Annotated in this window: 17 protein-coding genes; 5 read left to right on the forward strand and 12 right to left on the reverse strand. The window is 49.5% G+C overall.

Annotated elements, in window-relative coordinates; genetic code table 11:
* Positions 1–33: 33 nt before the first annotated feature.
* A complete protein-coding gene (locus tag O59_RS11965) occupies positions 34–2,952 on the reverse strand; it encodes a Gldg family protein (RefSeq protein WP_007643001.1) in 2,919 nt (972 codons plus the stop codon).
* On the reverse strand, positions 2,942–3,910 hold the full coding sequence (locus O59_RS11970) for an ABC transporter ATP-binding protein (protein WP_007643003.1): 969 nt from the start codon (positions 3,908–3,910) through the stop codon (positions 2,942–2,944). Before O59_RS11970 ends, O59_RS11965 begins: the two co-directional genes overlap by 11 nt.
* A 520-nt stretch (positions 3,911–4,430) precedes the next feature.
* On the opposite strand from O59_RS11970, the gene O59_RS11975 reads away from it, so the two are divergent.
* The 3 genes from O59_RS11975 to O59_RS11985 all read left to right on the forward strand — a co-directional run bounded on the left by O59_RS11975 (position 4,431) and on the right by O59_RS11985 (position 7,102).
* On the forward strand, positions 4,431–5,003 hold the full coding sequence (locus tag O59_RS11975) for an Hsp20/alpha crystallin family protein (RefSeq protein WP_040392299.1): 573 nt from the start codon (positions 4,431–4,433) through the stop codon (positions 5,001–5,003).
* Positions 5,004–5,144: 141 nt separating this feature from the next.
* A complete protein-coding gene (dapE, locus tag O59_RS11980; protein ID WP_007643008.1) occupies positions 5,145–6,296 on the forward strand; it encodes a succinyl-diaminopimelate desuccinylase in 1,152 nt (383 codons plus the stop codon).
* Positions 6,297–6,379: 83 nt separating this feature from the next.
* A complete protein-coding gene (locus O59_RS11985; protein ID WP_007643010.1) occupies positions 6,380–7,102 on the forward strand; it encodes a DUF1461 domain-containing protein in 723 nt (240 codons plus the stop codon).
* Between the two features lie 69 nt (positions 7,103–7,171).
* On the opposite strand, the gene O59_RS11990 is transcribed toward O59_RS11985, so the two are convergent.
* The 8 genes from O59_RS11990 to O59_RS12025 all read right to left on the reverse strand — a co-directional run bounded on the left by O59_RS11990 (position 7,172) and on the right by O59_RS12025 (position 14,720).
* On the reverse strand, positions 7,172–7,762 hold the full coding sequence (locus tag O59_RS11990; RefSeq protein WP_007643012.1) for a hypothetical protein: 591 nt from the start codon (positions 7,760–7,762) through the stop codon (positions 7,172–7,174).
* Positions 7,763–7,960: 198 nt separating this feature from the next.
* Positions 7,961–9,256 carry an MFS transporter gene (locus O59_RS11995; protein WP_007643014.1) on the reverse strand — a complete coding sequence of 432 codons (1,296 nt, stop codon included), beginning with the start codon at positions 9,254–9,256 and terminating at the stop codon, positions 7,961–7,963.
* The gene (locus tag O59_RS12000) at positions 9,234–10,319 is read right to left on the reverse strand and encodes a Gfo/Idh/MocA family oxidoreductase (RefSeq protein WP_007643016.1); all 1,086 of its coding nucleotides are present in this window, start codon (positions 10,317–10,319) and stop codon (positions 9,234–9,236) included. Before O59_RS12000 ends, O59_RS11995 begins: the two co-directional genes overlap by 23 nt.
* Before the next feature lie 60 nt (positions 10,320–10,379).
* Positions 10,380–10,853, reverse strand: coding sequence for a DUF4442 domain-containing protein (locus O59_RS12005; RefSeq protein WP_007643018.1), 474 nt, complete (start codon positions 10,851–10,853; stop codon positions 10,380–10,382).
* A 177-nt stretch (positions 10,854–11,030) separates the two neighbouring features.
* Positions 11,031–11,852, reverse strand: a complete 822-nt coding sequence (locus O59_RS12010) for an ABC transporter ATP-binding protein (protein WP_007643019.1) — start codon at positions 11,850–11,852, stop codon at positions 11,031–11,033.
* A gap of 1 nt (position 11,853) precedes the next feature.
* The gene (locus tag O59_RS12015; protein ID WP_050977057.1) at positions 11,854–12,855 is read right to left on the reverse strand and encodes an iron ABC transporter permease; all 1,002 of its coding nucleotides are present in this window, start codon (positions 12,853–12,855) and stop codon (positions 11,854–11,856) included.
* Positions 12,856–12,877: 22 nt separating this feature from the next.
* On the reverse strand, positions 12,878–13,810 hold the full coding sequence (locus O59_RS12020; RefSeq protein ID WP_007643022.1) for an ABC transporter substrate-binding protein: 933 nt from the start codon (positions 13,808–13,810) through the stop codon (positions 12,878–12,880).
* Between the two features lies 1 nt (position 13,811).
* Positions 13,812–14,720 carry an ROK family protein gene (locus O59_RS12025; RefSeq protein ID WP_007643024.1) on the reverse strand — a complete coding sequence of 303 codons (909 nt, stop codon included), beginning with the start codon at positions 14,718–14,720 and terminating at the stop codon, positions 13,812–13,814.
* A gap of 172 nt (positions 14,721–14,892) precedes the next feature.
* On the opposite strand from O59_RS12025, the gene O59_RS12030 reads away from it, so the two are divergent.
* Positions 14,893–15,297: a PilZ domain-containing protein gene (locus O59_RS12030; RefSeq protein WP_007643026.1), complete on the forward strand. Its 405-nt coding sequence runs from the start codon at positions 14,893–14,895 to the stop codon at positions 15,295–15,297.
* 40 nt (positions 15,298–15,337) lie between these two features.
* Positions 15,338–15,715: a PilZ domain-containing protein gene (locus O59_RS12035; protein WP_007643028.1), complete on the forward strand. Its 378-nt coding sequence runs from the start codon at positions 15,338–15,340 to the stop codon at positions 15,713–15,715.
* Between the two features lie 19 nt (positions 15,716–15,734).
* Here the strand turns inward: O59_RS12035 and radA are convergent, their stop codons facing one another.
* Positions 15,735–17,105, reverse strand: a complete 1,371-nt coding sequence (gene radA / locus O59_RS12040; protein WP_007643030.1) for a DNA repair protein RadA — start codon at positions 17,103–17,105, stop codon at positions 15,735–15,737.
* 9 nt (positions 17,106–17,114) lie between these two features.
* Entirely contained in the window at positions 17,115–18,035 is a 921-nt protein-coding gene (locus O59_RS12045; RefSeq protein WP_007643033.1) for a hypothetical protein, read from the reverse strand.
* Positions 18,036–18,107: the final 72 nt, after the last annotated feature.

Genomic DNA, 18,107 nt, shown 5'->3' on the forward strand with positions numbered 1-18,107 from the left:
TATTCACCTCTTTCTGGTCAATAGTGAGTGTGATTAGTTCGCCAGCCACTGCTGGTACTGTTGTTCGCGACGACGTTTAAACTGACGCTGCACCAGCCCCACCAACAACAGCGCACCCAGCGCTAATGCGTAATTTAAATACTCCCAAAAAGCTTGGCTTGTTTGTTCCATAGCGGGCAGAGTGCGGTTGAAATTGCCGCGCGCGCGAATACTTACCAGCCCTTCATCCTCTAGCGCCCAATCCACCGTATTGGCAAGCAATTGCACCGAATTAAGATACTGCCCACCGGTGGCCATACCCGTCATATTGATGACGGCATCGCTCAGGAAATCATTGGAGCCGAATAAAATAATGCGTGCAGATTCCGGAGAGTGTTGAATAACACTGCTCACTGTTTGCGTAGTAGATAAAGCCGCATCGCCATTATTTGCCTTAGCCTCGGAGGCTCCTGCCGCGGTTGCATCAGCGTTTGTGTTTGCGTTTGTATTGACCAGCAAGGGCGAATTTTTTCCGGCAAAAAAAGAATCAAAACGGCCCTGACTAATCACACCCAACAAATGGGATTTTTGTTCGCCCACGGGAATAAAGCGTGACAAACCATCGCTGTTGACTTGCGGCACTATATTCATATCGCCACTCAGCCATGCGCTGTCCGAACTGCGTAGCAATTCGGTAATTCGGCGCTGCTGATTTTTGTCAGCATCCAGCGCGATAGGTGAAGCCCATGCAAGACTCGCCTGTGGCAAACCACTGGTGATAGGGTTCTCCGCATTCAAACCTTGCCCACGCACATCCACAAAATAAGGGTAATCCACCATACGCATTTCCTGCACACTGAAACCACCCAGATTGCGGCTCACGGGAATTGGGAAAGGCAAGTTTTGTTTATCCATCACCAACTTTTCTTCCATGCGAATACCGTGATGGGCAAGCCATTGCTGCACACCACTGTTGTGTTTTTGCAAACTCAAACTGCGCTGGCTGACCGAGGCGCTGTAGGGCGAGCTGGCCATAATTACCGTGCCACCTTGCATAAGGAATTGATCCACCGCGAACAATTCTTTTTCGCCCAATTCTTTGGGGGCTGCGAGCAATAATACATCCGCCTCACCGCTCACACTGCCGTCGGACAAATCCTCGCGTTGCACATTTAATTCTGCACCGAGAAATTCCTGCAGCTGATTAAATTGCGGCCCCGCCGGAGCACCATAGTAGCCGCCCATATCCGCCGCTGGAGTCACCAGCGCTACGGTTTTGGTGAAACCTGAAGCGAATCGTTTCAGGGCGGCGTTAAAGTTGCGCTCAAAACTTGCCGCACTCATATCATCCAGCGGGATCTGCACCAACTGCTCACCCTGCGCCAAGGTCATGTAAAAATAAAAACGTTCATTGCTGAGCAAACTGGTCGCCAGAGGATTAAAACCATAATCCTGAGCGATGCGCTGCCCCAATTCACCGCCATTAGCATCCGGGTCGAGAAACTCCAACTGCAAACGCTCGCCCGATTTTTCGCGTTGTTTATTCACCTCAGCACTAACCAGATCCTTAAAGTTTTTAAGCGCCTCAGGCAGGCGATTATCCGCTGACACATAGGCAGTAAAACGCAGCTCGCCTTTTACTGTGTCAAACAAATTGCCGCCCGCTTGATAAGAATGCAGCACTTTTTTAATCGCGCGGGTTAAATCGTGTTCGGGGTTGCGCAATTGCACATCCAAATCGGTTTCGCCAGCACTTTTTACTTCAATTAAATCGCGAAAGCCCAGCACTTGATATTCATCGCCATACTGGACCAATACGTTGAAATAGGAATTTACCAGCGAAGCTTGGTAGCGATCCGAAATTTGGAAGGGCACGGGTTGAATGGCATATTTCTGATTCGCCTCTTGCTCCAACTCCGGGTCAGTTACCGGGTCTACAAATTCCACGCGCACTAACCCCTTGCCTTCCACTTCATATTCTTTCATCAAGTCGCGCAGCTGCGGCACCAGCGGTGATAACAGCGGATGGGTTTTGCCGCTGAAATATCCGCGCAGTAACAAGGGTTCTTGCAGTTGCTGCAAATAGTGTTCGGTTGCAGTAGAAATGGAATATTGATTGCCGCGAGTGGTGTCAATACGCAGGCTATTAATTTGGCCGAGCCAGAGATTGGCTGCCAAGGCATTAATCAACAACAGCGCGGTAACAGAACGCCAGCGACCATGATGGGTTTTGTTGCCGGTGGCCGCCCAGCGTTCGCGCTCCAAAGCGTAGGTATTTAAGGCGAGAAACACCAACACCAGGCTGATATAAAAATACAAATCGCGCAGATCAATCACCCCACGGGCGATAGAATCAAAACGCGCACCGGTAGCCAGCAAACGTAAATATTCGGCGGCGCTATTGCCCATAAAATTGGTAATTGCACTGCTGCCCAACAAATAAAAAAACCCGCAGAGTGCCACGGTGCTAATCAAACTGACTATTTGATTATCGCTGCGCGCAGATACAAACAAACCCATACTCAAGTAAGCAGCACCCAACAGTAAGGTTGCCACATAACCCGCTGCTACCGGCCCCCAATCCAAATCGCCCAGCACTGCAACAGTAATGGGGAGCGGCAAAGTGATCGCCAGTGCAATCACCAACAACACCATGCAGCCCAAAAATTTACCCACCACAAAATGCCACAGCGGCACGGGTTGGGTAAGTACATGCTCAAGCGTGCCGCTGCGGCGTTCCTCACTCCATAAACGCATGGTGATAGTGCTGCACAAAAAAATCAGCAGCAGCGGCATCCATTCGAACAGCGGGCGTACATCGGCAATATTGCGGGCAAAAAAAGCTTCTCCCCAAAAAAACGCAAATAAACTGACAGCCGCAAAAGCGGCTAAAAATAAATAGGCGATCGGCGAGGAAAAAAATAAACCGATTTCTTTTTTGGCAATTTTTGTAATCGTAGTGTTAGGCAGCACGATCAACCTCCTGCGTTTCTTTCGCGCTCAGCGTGGCATTGTTGATATCGCGGAACAGGCTTTCCAGGTCGCGGGTTTCGGGTTGCAGCTGGTATAACTCCGCGTTGTTTTCCAATACTAAACGCGCCAGCGCAGCCGTAGTGGCTTGCACGTCAGCGGCATCGCCCAAGTGAATACGCAGCTGCTCGCCATGTGCATTTTTACCGAGAGTTTCAATTGTTTTTACGCCAGTTACACAGCGCAGCACTGGCTCCAGTTCAGCACCGGATTGATTGGTGGTGAGTAACAAGGAGCGGGCGCGGCGCAACTCCGACAATTTTTCATCCAATACCAAACGCCCCGCGCGCATCATCAATACGCGGTCACACAAGGCATCCACTTCTTGCATAATGTGGGTGGATAAAATAACTGTCGCCTCCTGCGCAATAGTGCGAATTAACTCACGCATTTGCAGGGTTTGCTGTGGGTCCAGGCCGTTGGTGGGTTCATCCAGAATTAACAGTGCGGGACGACCGAGCAATGCTTGTGCTACCCCCACGCGCTGTTTGTAACCGCGCGACAAACTGGCAATGGGCGCCAGCAATTTATTTTTTATGTCAGTCGCGTCAATCACTCGCTTTATGTCGCGCTGTTTTTCCGCGCCCTGCAAACCTTTAAGCTCGGCCGCGTAATCCAAATAAGCGGCCACCGACATTTCAGGGTAAATCGGTAAATTTTCTGGCAAATAACCAATTTTACGCTGCAAGGTTTTGAGATTATCCGCCAGAGCCAGCCCCTGAAACTGAATGGTTCCTGCACTGGGCTCCAAATAACCGCTTAACATTTTCATGACGGTAGTTTTGCCTGCCCCATTGTGGCCAAGCAAACCTACGATTTCACCTTTGGCGATAGTAAAACTGACCTCATCGGCCGCCACAAAATCGCCGTAGGCTCGCTTGAGTTTTGACACTGCCAGCATAAAAGCCTCCAGATTAATGGACGAAAGATAACAACAAGAATTCAGTTAGAAATACAGTGCGTTAAACCGCAAGAAATATGGGCGGGGGGCGCCAGAAGCGCGCAAAAAACAAAAGCGAGAGTTGGATAACCGCGTTATGAATAAGGTTCGCGTTATACATTGTTTTTTCCTCAGTAACGGGATTATTCCCACAAAACAATCGTAGCTAACGAAGCTGCGGCCTTAGATAAGGACACCATAAATAAAGTTCAAGGCACCAGATAAAAAAATTTAATGACCATGAAAAACCCATAAAAAAGGATAGGCACAGGTTAATAAAACAAATTTATGTTGGCATTTATTTTTATAGAAAAAGCATCTAGCAACATGGCTTGAAGTCAGGCAATTCCAGCCTTAGTTAATAATTAACCGCGCTATTTGATCCAACACAAATGTGCAGCGGGTCATTGGCGCTAGGCTGTTACTGACAGTTATGTCAGCGCACTTAACTACCGATGATTCACCACAACAGGAGGTGCTTATGAACAGATTGCAACTCAACCCCTGGAACTGGTTTAAACATGAAGATGCGGGGCAACAAGCGCCCGCTACAACCAGTGTCAGTAATGAAGAAAAAGACAACACCACCGGCAGCCATCCCATGCTGCGTTTGCAACGGGAAATTGATCGCTTATTTGATGCAACCTTTCGCGATTTTAATATGCCATCGCTCAACAACCGCTGGCCAAAAGATGGGTTATTTAACATCACCGGGTTTCAGGCCAAATTAAATGTTGCAAGCGATGACAAGAGTTACCAGATCAGCCTGGAGGCACCCGGCTTGACCGAGAAGGACATCAATCTGGAAATCAATAAAGGTGTGCTCACTATTCGCGGTGAGAAAAAAGAGGAAAAAGAATCCAGCGATAAACACTACTACCGGATGGAGCGTTCTTTTGGCAGTTTTCAGCGTGTACTCACCCTGCCAGAGGATTGCAACCAGGACGAGATAAGCGCGTCCATGAATCACGGTTTGCTGGAGATCACTATTCCGCGCAAAGCGCTGCCACCGAGTGAAAGTAAACGCATCAGTATCAATAACAAAGCCAGCTAAACCCGCACAGCCCTCCACTGGAGGGCTTTTTTCTGCCCGCCATTAAACCTGCCTTGCTAGAGCCACCCGTCGCAAACCTGTAGAATCGGCGCCATCTTTAATCGCATCTTATTTTGCGGCCTCTTCTTTCTGGATATCGCCATGACTTCTGCCTTAACACCCACATTGCAACTTGCTACTGATTTAATTCGCTGCCGTTCGGTAACACCAGAGGACGATGGCTGCCAGGAAATGATGATTCAACGCCTTGAAGCGATTGGCTTTAAAACCGAGCGTTTGCGTTTTGGTGAGGTGGATAATTTTTGGAGTATTCGCGAGGGCAGCGACGGCGCGAGCGGCCCGATTTTGGCGTTTGCAGGCCATACCGATGTAGTGCCTACCGGCCCCGAAGCCAACTGGAATAATCCGCCTTTTGAACCACAAATTATCGACGGCATGCTGCACGGGCGCGGCGCGGCCGATATGAAAGGTTCACTCGCCTGTATGGTGGTGGCCTGCGAAAATTTCATCGCCAAATATCCCGATCATAAAGGCCGTATCGCCTTTTTAATTACCAGCGACGAAGAAGGCCCGTCCATCAACGGCACGGTAAAAGTGGTGGAGTGGCTGGAAGCGCACAATACCAAAATCACCTGGTGCATTGTGGGCGAGCCCTCAAGTACTGCACACGTTGGTGATGTGATTAAAAATGGCCGTCGCGGTTCGCTCGGTGCAATTTTAAAAGTGAAAGGCATTCAAGGGCATGTGGCCTACCCGCACCTGGCCGACAACCCGATTCATAAACTGGCGCCGGCATTGGCGGAGTTGGCTGGCGCACATTGGGATAACGGCAACGAATTTTTCCCCGCCACCAGCTTCCAAGTTTCCAATATTAATGGCGGCACCGGTGCGACTAACGTGATTCCCGGTGAAGTGGAAGTGGTATTCAATTTCCGTTTTTCTACCGAACTCACTGACCAAATACTGCGCGAGCGCACGGAGATGATTTTAAACAAACACCAGCTTACCTATGACCTGCAATGGATACTGAGCGGCCAGCCGTTCCTGACACCGCGCGGTGATTTGGTCAATGCGGTGGTGGATGCGATCAAAATCGAAACTGGTTTGGATGCAGAACTCTCAACCTCCGGCGGCACCTCCGATGGCCGTTTTATCGCCCCTACCGGCGCGCAAGTAGTGGAGCTGGGGCCAATCAACGCCACTATCCACAAAGTAAACGAATGTATTAGCGCCGATGATTTAAATAAACTCACGGGGATTTATGAGCGCACGCTGGAAAAATTGTTGACCTGATAGCACCTGTGTTTTACAAAAATAGTCTTTGTGTTTTACAAAAAATAGCCCCTGTGTTTTACAAAAACCGGATGCGTAAATAGATGAAACAACTACAACACTTTTTATTGTGGCCGCTATTTTTTACCTGCCAATTAATCGCGCTGGCGCTGGTCAGTTGGCATTTGCTGGCACAGTTTCATTTTGCGTATCCAGCGGGCTACACACTATTAAATCTGGATCAGCATATTGCCGAATATGCTCCGCAGAATCGCTACAAACAGCAGTTTGAATCCACCACGCCCGCAGACCACTGGCGCCTGTTTGGTGAAATTACTGATGCAGTGCAAAACAGCGGTAAAGGCTTGGGAGATATTCGCTACCCATTGCCGAGCGGGCAAACAACGCCACTGATGCACGAGGCAGAAGTTGTGCACCTGCAAGATGTCGCTAATTTAATTGATGTGTTTTATGCAACCGGCGTGAGCTGTCTGTTTATGTGGCTGGGGTTAATCGCACTGACCTATTGGCAGAGACTGGTGCCACCTGCCAGCAAACATATCCTGTTAGGTTTTTTAGCGGCCACCTTGGTAATTGCACTGGCAATAGTGCTGATCGGCCCCACCGCCGTGTTCTATTGGCTGCATGTGCAAGTTTTTCCCGAAGGGCACCAGTGGTTTTTTTATTATGAAGAATCGCTGATGACTACCTTGATGAAAGCACCGGATATTTTTGCTTTTATCGCCCTGCTGTTGGTAGCCCTGCTGATTACACTGTGGAGTGCAAGTGTTTACGGGTTAAACAAACTGCTGCAATCCCGCCGCTAATCTGGAATCACTAAATTCAGCGCAAAAAAAACCGCAGCGGTAACTGCGGTTTTTTTACTTCCGGTTTAATTACACGCGACGACGTGCAACAAACATAGACAGTAAACCCAACATCAACAATACGCCGATGTTTGCTTCTGATACTTGTATCGCAGGCTCGCCTGAACCCCACAAATGCATATTCGACAAACCACCGCCATTACCACTGAGCTTTTCATAAGACCAGGTACCGGAGGTATTACCTTCACTGATTGACCAGGCGAAATGGTCTGGATCGTATTTACCATTACCAACATGAATAGACAGCGCCGCTTTGCCGTACACAGTCCAGAAATCTTCATCGATAGCCCAAGTACCAGAGATTGGGCCACCACTGCCCCAAGTACCTGACAGCAGGGTCACCGTTAAAAAACCAGAGTTCAAGCTGCCGCCAGTACCGTTTGCACCGGCAACACCACCCAGGTGATCCCAGTCACCGCCAAAATAACTCTCAATATCAGATTCTTTGGTATTGCCGGAACCCACTTCGCACAATTCGGCCGAGGTCAGGGTAGCGGTACGATATTGATTACCGCAGGTAATGCTTCCCGCTGAAGCTACCAGGCTCCACAAACTTGCTACTGCAACAACAACTCCAGACTTGATCAATGACTGCAACACGGCGGTCTCCTTAAAATTTGATTTTAAAATGTGACACAATCCACACTTGTCACAACCAAAGCATGAAATATGCCAAAATAAATATCAAACACAACACAATGATTCTTAAAGAATTTCAGTTTTAATTTGGCACGCAAATCATCAAAACTGTAAATTTATCCGACACCTTAATGATTTTTACGCCAAAAGCTTCGGGGATTAACGATCATCACCCCGTAAACCTGGCTTGGCGCGTAGGCGATAAAAGGCCCAAATCAACAGGGCTCCAATGAGCAGCGCAAAGAGTGGCGCCTGCCATAACAGCGCATTGCGCAGTGCCATTCCCTCAGGTGTAGCAGGGAAACTGGCAAGCAGCAATGAAAAACCCAGGCTAAACAAACCATACCCCAGGTTAAAAATCAGCCCTTTTACCGACAGTACTGTTGCACGGCGCGCAGAGTCAGCCTCCTGATGCAATACACGGCTGACAGTAAACCCAAGCAAGCCCATTGTGGTCATCAGCAACAGCGCCGGAACCACCCCATAAATACGCCATGCAGGCACCAATGCCAGCAAACCAATTAGCGTCAGCAGTGCAATAAGCCCCAAATTGGTGAGCAGGGAAAAACGCGCATTTAACCGCTTGGCAATGCCCGGCACAAACCAACCCAGCACACCTAAAGCTGCACCAAAAAAACCGTAGGTCCATTCAGGTAATTCAATCAGACGATAGTAGCTGCTGTTGATGGTCGCAAAATTGCGCACAATGGAATCAAGCGCTACGCCCACTAAAATCACCACCAGAGTTTTGGGATTAGTAAAAACCCAACGCGCGGTATCTACCGTGAGTTTAAACGCATGAGCGAGCGGTGAACCCGCCGCAGAGTGGTGAGGTTCCACCATGCGCAGGGTAATAACCAAACATACCAGCGCCTGTAACAACACCAAAATAACCGGCAGGCGGTGCGCGATGGTTGAATCTATATGCCATGCCGCTGGTAGCAGTAAATTTACTGCTTGGGCATCGTAGAGCAAACCACCCACAATCATTGCGACCACAAAACCCAGCGAACGCCAGCGCATTACTTTAGCCAATAAGTGATCCCAGGCATGAGCACGATTTTCTGCCGGTAACGAATCGTAAGCCAGCGCCTCATCTGCCCCGCTCGCGCAAGCTTCCGACAACCCGGAGCAAATGCGATTGATAATGCAAAACACCAATAACAGCAGCCCTGCATCGCGCGGCGCGAATAACAAACAAAGCATCTCCACGATCATTAACACTGAAGCGGCAATTAATAACCTGCGTCGCCCAATCGTATCTGCCAATGCGCCAGAGGGAACTTCAAATAAAAAAATCGTCAGCGCCCAAATTAAATTGAGCATCACAAATTGATCGAGTGTTAAACCCAGGTCGATAAATAAAATCGCCAATACCGGGTAATAGGCACGCGCCGAAAAAAAGACACTGAAAATAACAAACCGATTGGCGTTACGGGAGATATCTTGGGTCATAACTTTTTCTCTGCTGAGAGTCGCTGGTCAAATAAATAAGCACCCCGTTGCGCGCGCTTTCCTCCCCCGCCAACAACAGCTCCACACCGAGCAATGATTGCTCCGGTAAAAACAGCAGCGGCGCCTTATCTAAAATCGCCTCCACAATATTTCTATAATATTTTTCATAACAGCCACGCTCACCCGCTACAACCTGGCGTTTTGTTTCGCCGTGGTGATGGGTATGTTGCACACTGTAGTTATCGTCACCGGGTTGTGCCCAACCAGACTTTCCGGGAATAACACCCTGCATGAGCTGACCTTCTTGCACATCCTGCCCGAACTTCAGGAATGAACCTTTATCGCCATGAATGGAAACGGTTGCGCCTTTTTCGCTAACAAAAGTATTGGAGCGCAGCAGTACGCGCATGTCGTCGTAGTGAAAACAAACATTAAAATAATCGGTAGAACCTTCCGCGCGGCGCAAGCTGCGCATGTCCGCATACACGGCGCCCGGCTTGCCAAACAAGCAAAGCATGGAATCTACCATGTGTATACCTAAATCGAACCAGGTACCGGAGCCTGGCAGTTTGTCTTCTTTCCATTTTTTGTGGGTGATGTTGGTGCGGTAGCGATCGTAATGCCATTCCACTTCCACAATGCGGCCCAGCGCACCCGACGCGATAATTTTCTGCGCATCCAGGTGATCGCTTTCCAAACGTTTATTTTGAAACACCGAGAGAATTTTTTGCTGTTGCTGTGCCAATGCAATTAATTCATTGCCTTCATCCAAACTCAGGGTAAAGGGTTTTTCCACCACTACATGTTTACCGGCAAGCAGCGCGGCTTTGGTCATTGGGTAGTGCAATTCATTGGGAGTATTCACTACTACTAAATCAATAACGGGATTGGCGATTATTTCTTCAAAGGTTTTGGCGATATTAACCTGTGGGTAATCTGCCAGTGCGGTAGGTTCACTGCGCTGCAAAATCGTGTGCAGGTTCAAGCCTGGCTCGGCGGCGATAAGCGGCGCGTGGAAAACCTTGCCTGACATACCATAAGAACAAAGTGCGACATTGAGCATAAGAATTACCAAATAAAAGGGAAATGAACTGGATCGTTTGCTGGGCGTGTGAACAGGGTTTTAATTCGCGCGCGCACGCGGTTTTAACTTTATGTAGACGCGGCGTTTAACACGGGCGACGAGTTTGTCGTGATCGTCGAGAATATCCACACTGAACTCAGGAATATATTTTTCACCATTGGCCGTTTTTTCACGAATCTCCGCCAGAGTTTCGTCGCTGATTTTAAAATGGGCGTGCACATGGGTTTTACCCGGGGCGACGTAATCTATTTCCGCGTGTTTGTCCCACACAAAATAATTGCTGCCCAGATTGTGCATCAACAGCAACATATACCAGGGATCAGTCATGGACATTAAGCTACCGCCATATTGCACGCCCACATAATTGCGGTTGTACCAGCGCAATTTTAACGTGACGTGAGCTTCGCGGTAATCAGCCGCGAGGTAGGTGACTTTAATGCCAGCAAAAAATAATGGCGGCCAGCTGTTGACAATAAATTTTAAAAATCCTGCTTTCATTTTTTTGCGTTCCATAAGCAAGGGGCCTGTTTCAGGTCTTCCGAAATTATTGTTGCGACACGCCGTAAATACGTCCCTGTAGGCTAACCGTCGACATCCATGTCTCCGATTGTCGCAACAATAATTTCGCAAGCCCTTTCAACCCACGACTTCCAAATAGGAATTAAAAAACTCGCCTGCGCGAAGCTATATTTAAAACACCCGCTTACGCGGGACTATAACTACACCATCTTCACGGCAATCCACATAGGCGCTAATGCCATAAACCTGTTGCAAATTTTCTGTGGTAAGCACTTGTATCGGTTCACCGTCCGCAACCATTTTCCCATGGTGCATGAGCACCAGGCGTGAACAAAAACGTGCCGCTAAACTTAAGTCATGGAGTGCGGCAAACACCGTACCGCCCTGCTGTGAATGTTCGGCCAGTAATTCCATCATATGCAACTGGTGATAAGGATCGAGCGCCGCGATAGGTTCATCGGCCAAAATAATTTTGGGCTCACCGGCAAATACACGCGCAAGCAGTGTGCGCTGCAATTCACCGCCAGACAATGTGGTGACGATACGCTGACGAAAATCCGTCAATTCCGTTATCTGTAACGCATGTTCAATGGCACTTTTATCACGCGTTGATTTTCCACTCATGGGTTTGTGCCAAGGCGCGCGCCCGAGCCCGACCAAATGCTCTACCTGCAGCGGCCAGGCCGGTGTTTCCTGTTGAGGCAAATAGGCAAGAATTTGTGCGCGCTCACGTGCTGGAATTTTCGCAAGCGGTTGCAGTGATGTTTCGCCGGCGATGGCCAAACTCACTGTGCCGGTATCCGGTTGTTGCAATCCGGCCATTACGCGTAGCAGTGAACTTTTACCGGCACCGTTGGGGCCGATTAAACCCACAAATTCGCCAGCATGAAGCTGCACACTGGCATCCACCAAAATTGAATTGCCATCGCGTTTGAGGCAGACCTGTTCTGTACTAAGTTGTGCGTTAGGTTGTGTGCCGGGTAGCGGATTCATATCAGGCCCACCGTGAACGGGTTTTTAAAATAAGTAACAGAAAAAACGGTGCGCCGATTAAGGAGGTCACCACACCAATTTTTAATTCGCGCGCACTGTCAAACTGACGCACCAGAATATCGGCCAGCACTAATAACAAAGCACCCCCGAGAGCACTGGCCAGCATTAAGCGGCCAGGGCGATAACCCACAAACGGTCGCAACAAGTGCGGAATGACCAAACCAATAAAACCAATCGCGCCACTCACTGCCACACAGGCACCAACTGCGATAGAAATACCCAACAATAAAATTCCGCGCTCGCGATGATTATTAAAACCGAGCGAACGTGCGCTGTCTTCACCCAAACTGAGCGCGTCTAAAAAACGGCTGCGGCTGAGCATCATCACCCAACCAATCAGCGCGAGTGGTAGGGCGATACTTACGTGATCAAAATGGCGATTCGCAAGCGAACCCAATAGCCAAAATACAATTTCCTGCATGGCGTACAAACTGGGCGCAAAATTTAAAGTCACAGCAATCAAAGCCACCATAATCGAACTCATGGCCGTACCCGCAAGGATTAACGCGAGCATACTGCTGTGCAAACCGGCGAGCACATACACCATAAATAAGGTAAATAACGCACCGACAATCGCCGCACCCGGCAACCAATACCAGGCACTGGCCGCCACACCAAAATACAAAGTACAAATAGCACCAAAAGCAGCGCCACTGGTCACCCCCAATACCCCAGGATCAGCCAGCGGATTGCGCAACAAACCCTGCATAGCAGCGCCCGACATTCCCAAGGTTGCACCAATCACCAACGCGAGAATCAACCGCGGCAAGCGAATTTGCCCAACCACATTTGCCGCGAGGGTTTGTTCGCCGTTTAAAAAATCCTGCAAGCCTTTGATGACGTCAATATCGGCAAGGCCCGTGTTGAGCGCCATTACCGATGCAATTGCAGTAGCCAGTACCAGCAAGCAGGTTAAGGATGTAAATGAGATTTTGGTCTGCAAAGGTGAATACCTGTTAAGTAATTTATTTCGCCAGAGAATTTTTTAATTGGGCGGCCACATCACTGATCACAGTGGCCGCGCACCCCGATAACCCTGCCGGCAAGGTGACCACGTTAAAATCAGCATGCTGCAATGCAGGGTGTGAAAGATATTCACGCGCAAGTGAATAAGCATCGTCACTGCCCCGCTCCACAATTAAAATTTGCGGTTTGGCACTGAGCAGTAATTCCAGATCAAGCTGATTAAAACCAAACATGCCGCGCTCTGCGGCCAGGTTACGCAAACCGGCGAGTTGCATTAATTCGTGCTCCAAAGTGCCATCGCCAATCACAACACCATTAGCCGAATACCAAAAAGCCGTGAGTGGTGTTTTTCCGTTATTGACCGTTTGTAAAGCGGCAACCTGCCGGTCGATGTTGTTCACCATCTGTTGCGCTTTTTCGTTCGTGCCAACCAATTCAGCCAATTGCAAAATTTGAGTATTGATATCCCCCAGCGTGCGCGGTAAAGGCAAACGTTCAACGCGCAGATTCAGCTTTTTTAATAACTCTATCGCGGTGGGCGCATCAAACTCGCCCGCAAAGATGACATCGGGTTTAAGTGGCACAATTTCTTCAGCCAAACCGTGGTTCACTGGCATGCCTTTGACTTGTTCGGCAATTGGCGACCAGATGGGGTCGGCGGTGAGATAACTGATTGATACCAATCGTTCGTGGGGCACGAGCTCCCAGAGTAATTGATCGATGCAAATGTTGAGTGAAGCAATTCGCTGCGGTGCTATTGGGGTTGTGAGTGCGGTGAGCGTTGTTTGTGAATAAACCAGGCTCGATAAAATCGACAACAAAAAGCCCATCGCAAACTGGATGGGCTTTTTAGACGCAACTTTTTCGCACAGCGCGCTTTTAAAACCGGCAAGAGGAAAATCAATCAGTTGAAACACTGCAAATAGTTTCATCTTAAAGTGGATTCAACCAAGCAGCACCGCGCACACCGCTAGAATCACCGTGGATTGCAGCTACTAAAGGTGTATCGCATTCACCGCCAAATACGTATTTCGGCAATCGCTTGGGTACTTCGGTATAAATTGCTGCGATATTGGATGCCCCGCCACCGAGCACAATCACATCCGGATCAAGCGTATTGATAATGGTTGCCAAGCCGCGTGCAAGTTGATCGTAATAATTTGCCAATACCTGCTGCGCCATGGTTTCACCTTGCGCCGCGCGCTCGACAATTTCATGGCCTTTGATTTTTTCTCCACCCGCAACATGATAAGAGCGACATAAACCGGTGCCGGATAAAAACGTCTCCATACAACCCGCCTTACCGCAATAACAGGGGCGTGCATTTAATTCGGCCTCGCTAGTCCAGGGCAAGGGGTTGTGCCCCCACTCACCAGCAACGCCGTTGGGGCCGACAATCGGAGCCCCCTTAAAGGCGAGACCGGCACCACAACCCGTGCCGAGAATACCGGCAAATACCAGATCGTAACCACGCCCGGCGCCGTCAGTCGCCTCGGATACGGCAAGGCAATTCGCATCGTTAGTGACTTTGACATCGCGCTGTAAAAAAGCAGACAGGTCTTTTTGGAACGGCTTACCATTGAGCCAAGTGGAGTTGGCATTTTTGACAAAACCGGTTTTACGCGAAACAGTGCCGGGAATACCAATGCCCACCGGCAAATGGTTCTGACCTGCGGCTGCTTCAGCTTGCGCCACTAAACCGGCTATATCGCGCAGGGTCGCGGGGTAATCATCGCGCACTGTGGGGATGCGTGTACGAAACAGCTCCTGACTATCGCCATTGAGCAGGATCACTTCTGTTTTAGTCCCGCCCAAGTCGATACCAATGCGAAATTCAGTCATAAAAATCAATCCGTTATCTATTTGTTGGTTATTGCTGCGAAATTATAGGTGGCGCTTGGCAAGCGAAGCAATTGAGTACAGAAATTAACAATTAGCAGCGACAAAAAAATGGCGATTTGGCGAGCGGGAGCTAGACTCTAGTGCATATCCATGCCCTGCCGATTAATTATTTATGAACGATCAACCAAGCTCTAACATACAATCAACACCCACCTCTGCCAGTGAACGCCGAAAATTCAGTCGTATTCTATTTGATGCCCATGTCGAATTAGCGCAAGGCGATTTCCACTGGCGCGCCACCTTGCTGGATATTTCACTCAAAGGATTATTGCTGCAGCAACCACTTCCCAAGGAAGTATCCACAAGTGAACCGGCGCTGGTAAAAATATTACTGTCCGACAATACAACCATTGCTATGTCGGTCACTGTAGCGCATCAACATCACCAGCAGACAGGGTTGGTCTGCAGTTCGATTGACATCGACAGCGTAAGCCACTTGCGCCGCCTGATCGAACTGAATTTGGGTGACGCAACAGCTGCCGAGCGCGAGCTGTCTGAATTAATCAGCGATTATTAATTCTGCGCCCCGTTAACTATGACTGAAGGAAATCATAACCATGATGCCTAATGACCTGGAAACCAGCGATTTAACTGACGAGGACAAACGCCGATTCCCGCGCTTTCCCTTGCGTGCCTATGCTGACTTGCAGTACTCCACCAAAACCTGGGAAGCCCATGTGTTGGACTTATCCGAAAGCGGAGCACGCCTTGCGCTGCTGGATGAACACCTTCTGCAAAAAGGCGATGCACTGCGCGTACATATTGATTTGGAAAATTTGAATTTGGTTACGTCAAATAAAAAGCGATTGGATTTGCATGGCCGCATAGTACATGTGCGCGAACATATTCTCGGCTTTGAATTTCAGCCGGATACGCCGGCCGATAAGACGTTGTTATACGAACTCATCACCTTAATTGAAAACGGCCACGAGTAATAAGGCGCGCGCTGTAGCCTTACAGCGCCGCTAAAGCTTCCTGCAAATTTTTTACCGCCACCACCTCTATACCCAACTGTTTATCACGCGGGGCATTGGCAAACGGCACTATGGCACGTTTGAAACCATGTTTGGCGGCCTCGCGCAAACGCTCGTGACCACTGGGTACCGGGCGAATTTCTCCCGATAAACCCACTTCTCCAAACACAATTAAATCCTGCGGCAATACCCGGTCGCGAAAGCTGGAGACTACCGCGAGCAACAGTGCCAAATCTGCACTGGTCTCCATTACCTTCACGCCACCTACCACGTTCACAAATACATCCTGATCGCCCACCATAATGCCGCCGTGACGATGCAACACGGCCAACAGCATGGCGAGGCGATTTTGATCCATACCTACCGCAACACGGCGTGGGTTGCCGAGGTGACTGTCATCCACCAGTGCTTGGATTTCTATCAATAGCGGGCGCGTCCCCTCCCACATCACCATCACCACGGAACCGGATGAGGCATCCTCCGCGCGCTGCAAAAAAATCGCCGAGGGGTTGCTCACTTCGCGCATGCCCTGCTCGGTCATGGCAAACACGCCCAATTCATTTACCGCACCAAAGCGGTTTTTATTGCCGCGCAAGGTACGAAAGCGTGAGTCGTTATCACCTTCCAGCAAGATCGAACAATCGATCATATGCTCCAGCACTTTGGGGCCGGCGAGTGAACCGTCTTTGGTGACGTGGCCCACTAAAATTAATACTGTGCCAGTCTGTTTCGCAAACCGCGTGAGGTAAGCCGCACTCTCGCGCACTTGCGATACCGAACCGGGGGCGGAGGCAATATCCTCCATGTGCATCACTTGAATCGAGTCGATCACCATCACCTTGGGCGCAACTTTTTGCGCAATCGCACAAATGGCTTCCACGCTGGTTTCGCTCAGCATTTGTAATTGATCGGTCGGCAACCCTAAACGCTGGGCGCGCATAGCCACTTGCTGCAGTGACTCCTCACCGGTGATGTACAGCGCAGGCATAGTGCGCGCTAAATTGCACAGGGTTTGCAATAGCAAGGTGGATTTACCCGCGCCCGGGTTACCGCCAATTAACACTACCGAACCCGGTACAAAACCACCGCCGAGCACCCGGTCAAACTCACCTGCACCACTGCTAAAACGCGGCACATCATTGAGCGATATTTCAGCAAGGGTTTGGATTTTATTCCCCGTGGCACCACCGGCGTAACCTTCAAATTTCGCTGCGCGATTGGTGGGTGTTGGCCCCAAGCGCACTTCACTCAAACTATTCCAGGCACCGCACTCCGTGCACTGCCCTTGCCACTTTTTATAATCCGCACCACATTCGTTGCAGACAAACGCGCTTTTGGTTTTTGTACTCACGAGCGTTCCTTATTCCTGATCTTTGGTGAGCCGGAGGTAAGCACCTAAACCCACCAGCAGCGCTACCGCGGCGATCAACATAAATACCGCGGAATTGAGATGTGTGGCATCGCCCAGCAGGGATTTAAACATCAACAACAGCGATTCAATAGACACCGCAATGACAATCGCCGACATAAACCGACTGATGGTACGGCGTGTTGATCCGGTGTGATGAATGTCTTTGTGCAGCAGTACTTCCTCTTCCAGAATCGTTTTACCCAAATCAAAAATCGCCAAGCCCAAGGTCACCAGAATTACCGATTGGAATGCCTGGGTGGCGGTATTGGTGTGTTCATAAACCATATCAAATAACGATGTGCCCGCTGAATAGAGCAGTAGAGAGGAAACGATTACCAACATCACACCGATAATGCCGTAAACCACTTGAAAGAAAGGGTGCACTATGCGGCGCAAACTATCGCCATTCAAAAAGGTGATGAGTTTTTCCAAATTAAAATTGATCACCAAATAACAGGTATTGCCATTGTTATCGATAAACCGTTGCACCGCCGAAATGGCGAGCTGATGAGTGGCGCTGGAAAGATAGGGTTGGGTAACCGTTGCCGCCGCAACATTTTCACTGGCGCGGGTGTAATACACACGATTGCTGCGATCCGACCCCAAACCGGGCTCACGTCGTTTGGGGTCCGGCACGGTGGGTGACGCGGCGGATTCGGTAATTTGCGCGCCCTTATCGTTAATACAATAAAGCAACTCAACAAAGGGATAAGACTCATGCAACCGTTTTACCACGGTGTTGAGATGTTCATGGGAGGTATCCATTTTGGCTGGAGCCAGTGAAGTCACAATAGACTCCAACAGCCGCTCAATTTGCGCTTGGTATTCGTCGTACTTTTTTAACAGATAGAGGTAATTGCGTGGGGTCATGAATACTTCTCAGGCGGGAATGATGGAAAACATGGCGGCATCATTGCCAAAAAGCCTGCCGAGTACAAGATT

This window comes from Cellvibrio sp. BR (genome assembly GCF_000263355.1).
In the GTDB taxonomy this organism is placed as follows: Bacteria; Pseudomonadota; Gammaproteobacteria; order Pseudomonadales; family Cellvibrionaceae; genus Cellvibrio.

Coding starts and splice junctions, on each gene's coding strand:
- O59_RS11995 (WP_007643014.1), bottom strand. CDS start 9,256: ATGACCCAAGATATCTCCCGTAACGCCAATCGGTTTGTTATTTTCAGT.
- O59_RS12045 (WP_007643033.1), bottom strand. CDS start 18,035: ATGACCCCACGCAATTACCTCTATCTGTTAAAAAAGTACGACGAATAC.
- O59_RS12010 (WP_007643019.1), bottom strand. CDS start 11,852: ATGAATCCGCTACCCGGCACACAACCTAACGCACAACTTAGTACAGAA.
- O59_RS11970 (WP_007643003.1), bottom strand. CDS start 3,910: ATGCTGGCAGTGTCAAAACTCAAGCGAGCCTACGGCGATTTTGTGGCG.
- O59_RS12000 (WP_007643016.1), bottom strand. CDS start 10,319: ATGCTCAATGTCGCACTTTGTTCTTATGGTATGTCAGGCAAGGTTTTC.
- O59_RS12035 (WP_007643028.1), top strand. CDS start 15,338: ATGATGCCTAATGACCTGGAAACCAGCGATTTAACTGACGAGGACAAA.
- dapE (WP_007643008.1), top strand. CDS start 5,145: ATGACTTCTGCCTTAACACCCACATTGCAACTTGCTACTGATTTAATT.
- O59_RS12030 (WP_007643026.1), top strand. CDS start 14,893: ATGAACGATCAACCAAGCTCTAACATACAATCAACACCCACCTCTGCC.
- O59_RS11985 (WP_007643010.1), top strand. CDS start 6,380: ATGAAACAACTACAACACTTTTTATTGTGGCCGCTATTTTTTACCTGC.
- O59_RS12020 (WP_007643022.1), bottom strand. CDS start 13,810: ATGAAACTATTTGCAGTGTTTCAACTGATTGATTTTCCTCTTGCCGGT.
- O59_RS12025 (WP_007643024.1), bottom strand. CDS start 14,720: ATGACTGAATTTCGCATTGGTATCGACTTGGGCGGGACTAAAACAGAA.
- O59_RS11975 (WP_040392299.1), top strand. CDS start 4,431: ATGAACAGATTGCAACTCAACCCCTGGAACTGGTTTAAACATGAAGAT.
- O59_RS12005 (WP_007643018.1), bottom strand. CDS start 10,853: ATGGAACGCAAAAAAATGAAAGCAGGATTTTTAAAATTTATTGTCAAC.